The 12,448-nt window shown below is 67.6% G+C and carries 9 protein-coding genes; all 9 read left to right on the top strand.

What is annotated here, in order from left to right; all coding sequences use genetic code 11:
• Nucleotides 1-10: 10 nt before the first annotated feature.
• The 9 genes from BG61_RS02725 to BG61_RS02685 all read left to right on the top strand — a co-directional run bounded on the left by BG61_RS02725 (nt 11) and on the right by BG61_RS02685 (nt 12,399).
• The gene (locus BG61_RS02725) at nt 11-1,390 is read left to right on the top strand and encodes an amidase (protein ID WP_035926132.1); all 1,380 of its coding nucleotides are present in this window, start codon (nt 11-13) and stop codon (nt 1,388-1,390) included.
• Between the two features lie 190 nt (nt 1,391-1,580).
• Nucleotides 1,581-2,096 (top strand): disulfide bond formation protein B, encoded by a 516-nt coding sequence (locus tag BG61_RS02720; RefSeq protein WP_035926135.1) that lies wholly within the window; start codon nt 1,581-1,583, stop codon nt 2,094-2,096.
• Nucleotides 2,097-2,785: 689 nt separating this feature from the next.
• Nucleotides 2,786-4,303 (top strand): xanthine dehydrogenase small subunit, encoded by a 1,518-nt coding sequence (gene xdhA / locus BG61_RS02715; RefSeq protein WP_035926137.1) that lies wholly within the window; start codon nt 2,786-2,788, stop codon nt 4,301-4,303.
• Between the two features lie 10 nt (nt 4,304-4,313).
• A complete protein-coding gene (xdhB, locus tag BG61_RS02710) occupies nt 4,314-6,701 on the top strand; it encodes a xanthine dehydrogenase molybdopterin binding subunit (RefSeq protein ID WP_035926140.1) in 2,388 nt (795 codons plus the stop codon).
• Nucleotides 6,702-6,757: 56 nt separating this feature from the next.
• Nucleotides 6,758-7,768, top strand: coding sequence for a xanthine dehydrogenase accessory protein XdhC (xdhC, locus tag BG61_RS02705; RefSeq protein WP_035926142.1), 1,011 nt, complete (start codon nt 6,758-6,760; stop codon nt 7,766-7,768).
• A gap of 53 nt (nt 7,769-7,821) precedes the next feature.
• Nucleotides 7,822-8,850 carry an adenosine deaminase gene (locus BG61_RS02700; protein ID WP_035926144.1) on the top strand — a complete coding sequence of 343 codons (1,029 nt, stop codon included), beginning with the start codon at nt 7,822-7,824 and terminating at the stop codon, nt 8,848-8,850.
• Nucleotides 8,851-8,854: 4 nt separating this feature from the next.
• Nucleotides 8,855-10,225 carry an NCS2 family permease gene (locus BG61_RS02695; RefSeq protein WP_035926664.1) on the top strand — a complete coding sequence of 457 codons (1,371 nt, stop codon included), beginning with the start codon at nt 8,855-8,857 and terminating at the stop codon, nt 10,223-10,225.
• A 31-nt stretch (nt 10,226-10,256) separates the two neighbouring features.
• On the top strand, nt 10,257-11,585 hold the full coding sequence (guaD, locus tag BG61_RS02690; protein WP_035926147.1) for a guanine deaminase: 1,329 nt from the start codon (nt 10,257-10,259) through the stop codon (nt 11,583-11,585).
• A gap of 376 nt (nt 11,586-11,961) precedes the next feature.
• Nucleotides 11,962-12,399 (top strand): hypothetical protein, encoded by a 438-nt coding sequence (locus BG61_RS02685; RefSeq protein WP_035926149.1) that lies wholly within the window; start codon nt 11,962-11,964, stop codon nt 12,397-12,399.
• Nucleotides 12,400-12,448: the final 49 nt, after the last annotated feature.

The raw sequence follows: 12,448 nt of genomic DNA, 5'->3' as shown, positions 1-12,448 counted from the left end.
TTCGGAAACCATGCCGACCACTTCGCCCCAGTTTGCCCCGCTCGCCCAACTCGCCGCCGACCTGCGCGATGGCCGCACGACGAGCCGCGCGCTCGTCGACGCCGCGCTCGCGCGTATCGAAGACCCCGCCGGGCAGGGCTCGACCGTCTTCATGCACGTCGACGCCGCTTCCGCCCGCGCCGCCGCCGACGCCCACGATGCGCTGCGCCGCGCGGGCACGGTGCTCTCGCCGCTCGCGGGCATTCCGGTGTCGGTGAAGGACCTGTTCGACATCGAAGGCCAGGTAACGCGCGCCGGATCGCGCGTGCTCGCCGACGCGCCGCCCGCCAGGGCCGACGCGCTCGCCGTCGCGCGGCTGCGCCGCGCGGGGGCGGTGATCGTCGGGCGCACCAACATGAGCGAGTTCGCGTTCTCGGGGCTCGGCCTCAATCCGCACTACGGCACGCCGCGCTCGCCGTACCGCCGCGGCGTAACGGGCGACGAGCGGATCACGGGCGGCTCGTCGTCGGGCGCGGCGGCTTCGGTCGCCGACGGCATGGCCGCCGTCGCGCTCGCCACCGACACGGGCGGCTCGATCCGCATTCCGGCAGCGCTTTGCGGCCTCACCGGCTTCAAGCCGACCGCGAGCCGCATTCCGACGCAGGGCGGCGTGCCGCTCTCCACGTCGCTCGATTCGTTCGGGCCGATCGGGTTGTCGGTGGCGTGCTGCGCGCTCGTCGACCGGATTCTCGCGGGGCGCGAGCCCGGCGTGCCCGCGACGCGCCCGCTCGACGGCGTGCGGCTCGGCGTGCTCACGAACTACGTGACGGACGGCGTCGACGCGACGGTCGCGGGCGCGGTGAAGGCGGCGATCGGGCATCTGTCGGCGGCGGGCGCGCTCGTCGACGACGTGCGCTTCGCCCCGCTCGACCGCCTGCCCGAGATCAACCGCTTCGGCTTTTCGCCGATCGAGGCGTACGCATGGCACCGGCCGCTGCTGGCCGGGCGCGCCGCGCAATATGATCCGCGCGTGCTCACGCGGATCATGAAGGGCGAGCCGGCGAGCGCCGCCGATTACATCGACCTGCTGCAGGCGCGCGCCGCGATGATCGAGGCGGCGCGCACGACGCTCTGGCAGCGTTTCGACGCGGTCCTTTGCCCGACGGTGCCGGTGGCGCCGCCGCGCATCGCGGATCTCGAACACGACGACGACGCGTTCGGCCAGGCGAATGCGTTGATGCTGCGCAACCCGAGCGCGTTCAATTTCCTCGACGCGTGCGCGCTGTCGCTGCCGTGCCATCCGCGCGGCGAGGCGCCGGTGGGGCTGATGCTGGTGGGGGCGCCGCAGGGCGACGACGCGCTCCTGTCGATCGGGCGGGCTGTCGAGGCGGTGCTCGAGACCACACGCTGAATTTCTGCGCCGCCGTCGGCGCTTTGCTGGCGCTTTTGCGCCGCTTTTTTTCGCTGCACCTGCCGCTGCACGCTTCGCTGCATTTTCGCGATGGGGTTCGCGCTAGAATCCCGTTGCTTGGCGAGCGCTGACAGGTGCTTTATCCTCGAATCATTGCGAAAAGATGAACAACTCTCTACACCACTTCACGATGCACGAAGACGATCGCGTACTGCGTCGCGAACGGCGTCTTCTGCTTCTGCTCGCTTTCGTGTGTCTCGGCCTGCTGGGCGGGGCGCTTTATCTTCAGATCTATCACGGTGAGGATCCGTGTCCGTTGTGCATCATCCAGCGATATTTCTTCGCCCTGATCGCGATATTCGCGTTTCTGGGTGCGGGCTTGCGCGGATGGCGGGGGGTGGCGGCGCTGGAGGTGCTCGTTGTGCTTTCGGCGTTGGGCGGGATCGTGACGGCGGCGCGTCATGTGTATGTTCAGGCGCGGCCGGGCTTCAGTTGCGGGTTCGACGCGTTGCAGCCGGTGGTGGACAGTTTGCCGCCGGCGCAGTGGCTGCCGCAGGTATTCAAGGTGGCGGGGCTGTGCGAGACGCTTTATCCGCCGATATTGGGATTGTCGCTGCCGCAATGGGCGCTGGCGGCATTTTCGGTGATATTCCTGGCGGTCGCGGGCAGCCTGTGGGGAAAGCGCAGATTGAGGGCGTCCCGCTAAAGCGACGTCAGAAGGAAAAGAGGCGGCACAGGAGCGGCGCAATGCCGCCCACACGGCCGCCCCCCGCCAAACCTGCCGTTGCGACGGAGCGCGCAGCGCGAGGGTGGATGAATGACTGCCGTACCACTTCGTTGAAGGGCGCGGTGCGGCGGTGGGTCTGCGTACCTATCCGTTCAACGAACCGAGGCGGACACTCCCACGGTCGGGCCACTTTGAGAGACTCAAACGTGGTCACGTACTAACACCGCTAACCCCATAGCTGCTTTCTTTGGTTACTTTCTTTGCAGCAGCAAAGAAAGTGACTGCCGCCCCGCACAGGGGCGAAGCTAATAAACCAATATCAAATCAAGTTTCACGAGGGCGCAAGCGCATCGAGCGGTTCAGCCAGGAAGGCCCCAAGCACCAGCGACAAAACGACTGCCGCCTCGCAAGAGGGGCCGAAGCCCGTAGACCAGCAAAACATGGAAACCAGCCAGAAGAGCGAGGACCCGAGCCAAAAGAGGCGTGGGGCCCTCTTCCGTCCATCACCGCATCCGAATACCCTTGATATGCGCGCCACAATATTTTCGGGATATTGAGGTGTTACCTTGGCTACTGGATGGCGATCCACGTGCGCACAGCCCGTCCCGCTCGCGCGGCGGCGGCAAACGCGTAACGCGCGCCTGATCCGCAATGTCTCGGATTCGCTTATGACAACGCAAACCATCCGCTTCTACCAGCACGGCGCCGTCCGCGAAATAGAGGGCGCGCCCGCCACCCGCACGGTGCTGCAGCACTTGCGCGAGGCGCAGCAATGCACGGGCACCAAGGAAGGATGCGCCGAGGGCGATTGCGGCGCCTGTACGGTCGTGATCGGCGAGCTCGATGCGCACGGCGAAGTCGCGCTCAAGGCGGTCAACGCGTGCATCCAGTTCCTGCCGACGCTCGACGGCCGCGCGCTTTTCACGGTCGAAGACCTGCGCGCCGCCGAGGGCACACTCCACCCGGTTCAGCAGGCAATGGTCGAGTGCCACGGCTCGCAGTGCGGCTTCTGCACGCCGGGCTTCGTCATGTCGATGTGGGCGCTCTACGAGAACCACCCCGCGGGCGCCGGCCTGCCGACGCGCGACGAGATCGCCGCCACCCTCTCCGGCAATCTGTGCCGCTGCACGGGGTACCGGCCGATCGTCGATGCGGCGCAGAAAATGTTCGACTATCCGCGCCAGCCGTTCGACCGCGACGCGCTCAAGACCGCGCTGACCGCGATCCGGCGCCGCGGCACGCTCGAATACGCGGCGCCCGATGCGCGCGGCGCGTCGTTCGGCACGCCGGCCTTCTACGCCCCCGCGACGCTCGCCGAATTCGCCCGCCTGCGCGCGGCGCACCCGGGCGCGCAAATCCTCGCGGGGAGCACGGACGTGGGCCTCTGGGTCACCAAGCAGTTTCGCGACCTGGGCGACATCCTTTTCATCGGCAACGTCGACGAACTCAAGACGATCGCGCGCGATGCCCAATTCCTGACGATCGGCGCGGCGGCGTCGCTGGAAGACGCCTACGCCGCGCTCGCCGCCGACTATCCGGAACTCGCCGAACTCTGGACGCGCTTCGCGTCGCTCCCGATCCGCAATGCGGGCACGCTCGGCGGCAATGTCGCGAATGGCTCGCCGATCGGCGATTCGATGCCCGCCCTGATCGCGCTTGACGCCGAACTGGTGCTGCAAAAGGGCGACAAGACGCGCACGCTGCCGCTCGACGCGTTCTACCTCGGCTATCAGAAGACCGCGCTCGAGCCCGGCGAATTCGTCGCGGCGATCCGTGTGCCCCGGCCGTCGACGGATCTGCGCTTTCGCACCTACAAGGTGTCGAAGCGCTACGATCAGGACATCTCGGCGGTGTGCGCCGCCTTTGCCGTGAAGCTCTCGGGCACGCGCGTGACGAGCGCGCGCATCGCGTTCGGCGGCATGGCGGCGACGCCGAAACGCGCAAGCAGCGCCGAGGCCGCGCTCACGGGCGCAGAGTGGAACGAGGCGAGCGTGCACGCGGCAATGACCGCGCTCGACGCCGATTACCAGCCGCTCACCGACATGCGCGCGTCGAACGCCTATCGCAGCAAGGTGGCGCGCAACGTGCTGTGGCGCTTCTACCTCGAAACCCGCCTCGACGAGCCGCTTGCGCTCGTCGACGTGAATGCGTTCGCATTCGAGCGTCAGGCGAACGGCGTGCATTGAAGGAGCAGCCATGAACAAAGCAGGCGAACCGCTCACCGCAGAGCAGGAACCGCAAGCGATCGGCGCCGCCCTGCCGCACGAATCGGCGACGCTGCACGTGAGCGGCGAGGCGACCTACACCGACGACATCCCCGAGCTGCGCGGCACCCTGCACGCGGCGCTCGGCCTGTCGCGGCATGCGCACGCGCGCATCGTCGCGCTCGATCTCGACGCGGTGCGCGCCGCGCCCGGCGTGGTCGCGGTGCTGACCGCCGCCGACATCCCCGGCGAGAACAATTGCGGCCCGGTGCTGCACGACGATCCGATCCTCGCCGACGGCATCGTGCAGTATCTCGGCCAGCCGGTGTTCGCGGTGATCGCCGAGAGCCACGATCTCGCCCGCCGCGCGGCCGCGCTCGCAAAAAGCGAGAACGTGGTGCGCTACGAGCTGCTCGAAGCCGTGCTCACGCCGCGCGAGGCGAAGGAGAAAAAGCAGTTCGTGCTGCCGCCGCTGCATCTGCGGCGCGGCGATCCGATTGCTGCGATCGCCGCCGCGAAGCATCGCATCGCGGGCGAATTCGAGGTGGGCGGGCAGGAGCAGTTCTATCTCGAAGGGCAGGTTGCCTATGCGATCCCGAAGGAACTCGACGGCATGCTCGTGCACAGTTCGACGCAGCATCCGAGCGAAATGCAGCACGTCGTCGCGCACATGCTCGACTGGCCGACACACAACGTGACCTGCGAGTGCCGCCGCATGGGCGGCGGCTTCGGCGGCAAGGAATCGCAGTCGGCGGTGTTCGCGTGCGTCGCGGCGCTCGCCGCTCACGCGCTGCGCCGCCCGGTCAAGCTGCGCGCCGATCGCGACGACGATTTCATGATCACCGGCAAGCGCCACGACGCCGTCTACACCTGGGAGGCGGGCTTCGGCGACGACGGGCGGCTTGCGGGCGCGCGGGTCGAAATCGCGTTGCGCGCGGGCTATTCGGCGGACCTGTCAGGCGCAGTCGCGACGCGCGCCGTCTGCCATTTCGACAACGCCTATTACCTGAGCGACGTCGATATCCTCGCACTGGCCTGCAAGACGAACACGCAGTCGAACACGGCGTTTCGGGGCTTCGGGGGACCGCAGGGCGCGCTCGTGATGGAAGTCATGCTCGACGAGATCGCGCAGCATCTCGCGCTCGATCCGCTCGACGTGCGGCGCGCGAATTTCTACGGCATCGGCGAGCGGGACGTGACGCCCTACGGGCAGACGGTCGAGGACAACGTGATCGCCCCGCTCACCGACGAGCTGATCGCATCGAGCGCCTATCACGCGCGCCGCGCAGAGATCGCGGAATTCAACGCGGCGAGCCCGGTGCTCAGGCGCGGCATCGCGTTCAACCCGGTGAAGTTCGGCATCTCGTTCAACGTGCCGTTCCTGAACCAGGCGGGCGCGCTCGTGCACGTCTACAAGGACGGCTCCGTGCTCGTGAATCACGGCGGCACCGAGATGGGCCAGGGGCTCAACACGAAGGTCGCTCAGGTGGTTGCAAGCACGCTCGGCGTGGCACTCTCGCGCGTGCGCGTGAGCGCCACCGATACGTCGAAGGTCGCGAACACCTCCGCGACGGCCGCCTCGACCGGCAGCGACCTGAACGGCAAGGCCGCCGAGGCCGCGGCGCTCCGGATCCGCGCGCGCCTCGCGGAACTTGCCGCGAAGCAGCTCGGCGGCACGGCGAGCGAGGTGAGCTTCCATAACGGCATCGTCGAATCGAACGGCGGGCAGATGCCCTTCGACCAGCTCGTCGCGGCCGCGTATCTCGCGCGCGTGCAGCTCTGGTCGGACGGCTTCTACGCCACGCCGAGGGTGCACTGGGACGCGAAGACGCTGCAGGGCCATCCGTTCTACTACTTCGCGTATGGCGCGGCGGTGTCGGAAGTGGTCGTCGATACGCTCACCGGCGAGTGGAAGCTCCTGCGCGCGGACCTGCTGCACGACGCCGGCCGGTCGATCAACCCGGCCATCGACATCGGCCAGGTGGAGGGCGGATTCATCCAGGGCATGGGCTGGCTGACCACCGAGGAACTCTGGTGGAACCGCGACGGCCGCCTGATGACGCACGCGCCGTCCACCTACAAGATTCCCGCCGTGAGCGACACGCCGGCCGCGTTCAACGTCGCGCTCTATCGCAACGACAATGACGAGCCGACGATCTTCCGCTCGAAGGCGGTCGGCGAGCCGCCGCTCCTGCTGGCGTTCTCGGTGCTGCTCGCGATTCGCGCGGCGATCGCATCGGTTGCGCCCGACTCGCGACACGCGCCGACGCTGCGCGCCCCGGCGACGCCCGAAGCGATTCTCGACGCGCTCGAAGCACAGGCTGCGCGCATTCACGAACCGCGCGCGCGCGAAGCGGCACAGCCCGCCCCGGTAAACTAGCGGCCACGACGCCGGAAGACGGCTTCCGGCGCGTCAACTTTTTTGGAGCGCATCCGATGCAAGCCTGGCTGCACGACCTGCAACAACTGCTCGCGCACGGCGACGCCGTCGTGCTCGTGACGGTCGCGCGCATCGAAGGCTCCGCGCCGCGCGAGCCCGGCACGAAGATGATCGTCACGCGCGAGGAAGCGCGCTATACGATCGGCGGCGGCCACCTCGAATGGAAGGCGATCGAGACCGCGCGGCAGGTGCTCAGGGACGGCATGCGCAGCTCGCGCATGCGGCGGCTCGAACGCTTCGCGCTCGGGCCGAGCCTCGGCCAGTGCTGCGGCGGCGCCGTCGTGCTCGCGTTCGAGCGGCTCGACGTGTCCGATCTCGGCTGGGTCACCTCGCTCGGCAAGCGCACGGCGCAAGGCCTCGCGACCGTGCGAAGCGTCTCGTTCGGCGCCTCGCCCGATGCGGTGATGATCTCGGACCCCGAGCCGGGCGTGTCGGACCCGGACTGCCTGCTGTGGGACGGCGCCGGTTTCGACGACAGCGGCGCGCTCCTCACCGAGACCATCGCCCCGCGCGAGTTCCCGGTGGTGCTGTTCGGCGCGGGCCATGTCGGCGCGGCGCTCGTGCGCGTGCTCGCCACGCTGCCCTGCCGTGTCACGTGGGTCGACGAGCGCGACGCGTCGTTTCCCGCCGCGCAGTTCGTGCCGGACAACGTCACGATCGACGCGAACGACGCCCCCGACTCGGCCGTCGACGCCGCGCCGCCGCACACGTATTTCGTCGTGATGACGCACAACCACACCGTCGATCTCGTGCTTGCGGAACGCATCCTGCGGCGCGGCGACTTCGCGTTTTTCGGCATGATCGGCTCGCATACGAAGCGAAAGCAGTTCGAGCACCGGCTCGCTGCGCGCGGCATCGACCCGGCGCGCATCGCCCGCATGATGTGCCCGATCGGTGTGGGCGGCATCGTCGACAAGTCGCCGGAAATCATCGCGGTCGCCGCGGCGGCCCAGCTGCTGCAGGCAGTCGAAGCGAACGCTCACGCGCACTCGCAGCAGATGGCGTGAGCCGCGCGCACCACCCCAGCCCCGTTTTTCAAAGCCAGACAGACCAGAACAACATGAATCCCACACTCGCCGACAAGATCGCACGCGCGCCCAAGGCGGAGCTGCACATCCACATCGAAGGCTCGCTCGAACCCGAGCTGATCTTCCAGCTCGCGCAAAGAAACGGCGTGAAGCTCGCGTACGACTCAATTGACGCTCTGCGCGCCGCCTATGCGTTCACCGACCTGCAGTCGTTCCTCGACATCTACTACGCGGGCGCGAGCGTGCTGCTGCACGAGCAGGATTTCTACGACATGACGATGGCCTACGTGGAGCGCGCGCTCGCCGATCACGTCACGCACGCGGAGATCTTCTTCGACCCGCAGACGCATACCGAGCGCGGCGTGCCGATCGGGACGGTCGTCGCGGGCATCGAGCGCGCACTGGCCGAGGGCGAAACGCGCGGCATGACGAGCAAGCTGATTCTCTGCTTCCTGCGCCATCTGCCGGAAGAGGATGCGCTCGCGACCTTCGATGCCGCCCTGCCGCTTTTCGACCAGTACCGGCATCGCCTGATCGGCGTGGGGCTCGATTCGTCCGAGCGCGGGCATCCGCCGTCGAAGTTCGGGCGCGTGTTCGCGAAGGCCCGCGACAAGGGCCTCAAGCTCGTCGCGCATGCGGGCGAGGAAGGGCCGCCCGCCTACGTCTACGAAGCGCTCGACCTGCTTAAGGTGGACCGGGTCGATCACGGCGTGCGCAGCATCGAAGACCCGGCGCTCGTCGCGCGTCTTGCCGACGCGCGCATCGCGCTGACGGTGTGCCCGCTGTCGAACCTGAAACTCTGCGTCTTCGACGACATGGCGAAGCACACGCTCAAGGACCTGCTCGACCAGGGCGTCGCGGTGATGGTCAACTCCGACGACCCCGCGTACTTCGGCGGCTACGTGAACGCCAACTACTTCGCGATCGTCGATGCGCTGAAGCTTTCCGAAGACGAGGTCTACACGCTGCTCAGGAACAGCCTTGAGGCGTCGTTCGTGACGCCGGAGGAGCGCGACGCGATGATCGCGAAGCTCGATGCCCACTGGAACGCGGCGGCCTGACATGATGGAAACGACAGCCACCGTCGCGCGCGACACGACCACGCTCGAGCGCTTCTTCGGCATCCGCGCGGCGGGCTCGCGCACGAGAACGGAAATCGTCGCGGGCATCACGACCTTTCTCACGGCGATGTACATCATCGTCGTCAATCCGGGCATTCTCTCGCAGGCTGGCGTGCCCTTCCCCGCGGCGCTCACGGCCACCGTGATCGTCAGTTTTCTCGGCAGCTGCGCGATGGGCCTCTATGCGCGCAACCCGGTGCTCGTCGCGCCCGGCATGGGCATGAACGCGCTCTTCGCGTTCGTGATGGTCCACGGCGGCAAGATGCCGTGGCAGACCGCGCTCGGCTGCGTGTTCTGGTCCGGCGTGATCTTCGCGGTGCTCGCGGCGTTCAACGCGCGCAAGCTCGTCGTGGATGCGATTCCGGCGAACCTGCGGCACGCGGTGTCGTGCGGCATCGGCCTCTTCATCAGCCTGATCGGGCTCGTGAACGCGAAATTCGTGGTCGGCGACCCGGTCACGATCGTGCATTCCGCGTCGCTCAATCCGGTCGTGGTCACGTTCCTGATCGGCCTCGCGGTCACGACGGTCCTCGTCGCGCGCCGCGTGACGGGCGCGCTGATGCTCGGCATCGTGTTCACGACCCTCATCGCAATCCCGATCGGCCGCTTCTGGGGCGACGGCACCGCGTACTGGCCCGCCGCGATCGCGACGAAGACGCTCGTCAACTGGAACGGCCTCTTCGCGGCGCCGGACTTTTCGGGCATCGGCCAACTGGACCTGCTCGGCTCGCTGAAGGTCATCTACTGGCCCTTCATCTTCGTGATGCTCTTCACGTCGTTCTTCGACGCCCTCTCCACCTTCATGGCGATTTCCGAAGCGGGCAAGCTCTACGACAAGGACGGCAATCCGCGCAACATCCGCCAGTCGATGATCGTCGATTCGTTCTCGGCGCTCGTCTCGGCGCCGCTCGGCACGAGCCCGGCGAACGCGTACATCGAATCGGCCGCGGGCATTTCGGCGGGCGGGCGCACGGGGCTCGTCGCGGTGGTCGCGGGGCTGTGCTTCCTGCCGTTCCTGTTTCTCTCGCCGCTGCTCTCGCTCGTGCCCGCCATCGCGACGGCGCCCGCGCTCGTCCTGGTCGGCGTGTTCATGATGGAGTCGATCACGCAGATCGAATGGCATCGCTTTGACGAAGCGATCCCCGCCTTCCTCGCGATGATTCTGATCCCGCTCACCTACTCGATCACGGACGGCATCGCCTACGGCTTTCTCGCGTTCGTCGTGATCAAGGCCTTCACGGGACGCGCGAAGGAAATCAGGCCGGCGATGTGGGTGGTCGCCGCACTCTCGCTGTTGCTGCTCACGCAGCTCTAATCACAATCAAAGTATCCGGAGACGCTTCACCATGACTCAAACCGCCTACCGCGCCCGCCTCCTGACCTTCAGGGACGATCCCGCACATGCCGCCGACGGCGCCGTGTTCGAGGAAGACGGCCTCCTGCTCGTCGAGGACGGCCGCGTGGTCGCCGCCGGCGCCTATACGGCGCTTGCCGCGCGCATCGCGCCGGACGCCGTGATCAAATCGATGCGCGACAAGCTGATCGTGCCTGGCTTCATCGACGCGCACATCCACTATCCGCAGACGGACATGATCGCCTCGCCCGCGCCGGGCCTCCTGCCGTGGCTCAACACGTACACGTTCCCCACCGAGCGCGCGTTCGCCGACCCCTCGCATGCGCGCGAGACGGCAAGCTTTTTCCTCGACGAGCTGCTTGCCTGCGGCACGACGACGGCGCTCGTCTACTGCACGGTGCACAAGGAATCCGCCGACGCGTTCTTCACGGAGAGCGAAGCGCGCAACCTGCGCATGGTCGCGGGCAAGGTGCTGATGGACCGCAACTGCCCGGAGTTCCTGCGCGACACCGCGCAGTCCGGCTATGACGACAGCGCCGAGCTGATCGCGCGCTGGCACAATCGCGGACGCCAGCAGTACGTGCTCACGCCGCGCTTCGCGGCGACCTCGACCGAGGCGCAACTCGAAGCGTGCAGCGTGCTCGCGCGCGCGCACGAGGACGTGTTCATCCAGACCCACGTGGCGGAGAACACCGACGAGATCAAATGGGTCGAAGGCCTCTTCCCGGGTCATCGCAGCTATCTCGACATCTACGATCACTACGGCCTCTTGCGCCGCCGCGCGGTGTACGGCCACTGCATCCATCTCGACGACACCGACCGCCGGCGCATGGCCGAAACGGGCTCGGTGGCAGCGCACTGCCCCACTTCGAACCTGTTCCTTGGCAGCGGCCTCTTCGACTTCGAGAAGGCCGGCGCCGCCAACATGCCGGTTGCGCTTGCGACGGACGTCGGCGGCGGCACGTCGTTCTCGATGCTGCAGACGATGAACGAAGCGCACAAGATCGCGCGCCTCACCGGCCACAATTTGAGCGCGACGCGCATGTTCTGGCTCGCGACGACGGGCGCGGCGAAGGTGCTCGATCTCGACGACACGGTCGGCACGCTCGCCCCCGGCAGCGAAGCGGACTTCGTCGTGCTCGACCCGCAGGCCACGCCGCTTCTTGCCCGCCGGACCGCGCGCGCCGGGTCGCTCGAGGAACTGCTCTTCGCGTTCGCGCTCCTCGGCGACGACCGCGCGGTGTTCGAAACGTATGCCGCCGGCGAGCGCGTTCATCAGCGCGGCGCGCGCCGCGCGGCGGCACTGGAGCTGGCCGCCTGACCCATGACGTTCTGCCCCTGACGCCTGACCGATTCAGACGCTTCACGCCATCTGAGACAGTGCCCTCGCCCTCACACAGCACGGCGGTCGCCATCGGCGGCCGGTCTCATCGACTTCGAACGACCGGGTTATCAGCGGCCACGACTCGACCGGCACGGCGACGCAACCGGCAACCACCGTCGTGCCGCAAGACATTCAACTGGTATTGCGGAAGCCGGCATGGGTGAAGGCCGCCGCCTGCACGCCCGGTTGGCGGACCACCCTCGCATGACGTGCGTCATGCCGCGACGTGACGCGCGCGAGCAGACAAGCACGCTCGCGCGTTTGACGTTAAAGTCTGCCTTCAAGAATTACAGCCAGTCCCGTTGCACACGCCATGAAGTCATATTCACAGACCATTCGCATCGCGCTTGGCGCGGCCGCCCTGCTGCCCGCGCTGTCGCATGCCTACGCCATCGACGCACAGCTCGACTGCAAGTCGACGGCACATGCCGTCGTCGCGCCCCTGCAGCGCGACCACCTGATCGAGACGAGCCCGATGCGCGTCGAGCCGAATTCGGTCAACGTGTTTCGCACGACGCACGGTAGCGAACTGACGGCGTTCGGGTTCAAGGTCTACGCGGTCGTCGGCTACCAGAAGGACGACGAGATATTCCGGCGCGGCAGCGGCGAGCCCATTGCGGACTCGGCCTACGGCGCGGTGGTGATCGGCCGCTCGAGCGCGGTGGAACAGAAGGTTCGCGCAGCGGGCAGCGACGCTTCGATCCACACCGCCGCGCCCTTCATGACCGCGATTTTCTGCAAACAGGACTAGTGCATCGCGGCGCACCGGCGCCCGCGTTCCTCGGCCGAGAGGCGGCCCG

This window comes from Caballeronia glathei (assembly GCF_000698595.1).
GTDB lineage: Bacteria > Pseudomonadota > Gammaproteobacteria > Burkholderiales > Burkholderiaceae > Caballeronia > Caballeronia glathei.
The sequence above is the reverse complement of the archived record's forward strand: the minus strand, read 5'-3'. Positions and strand labels throughout refer to the sequence as shown.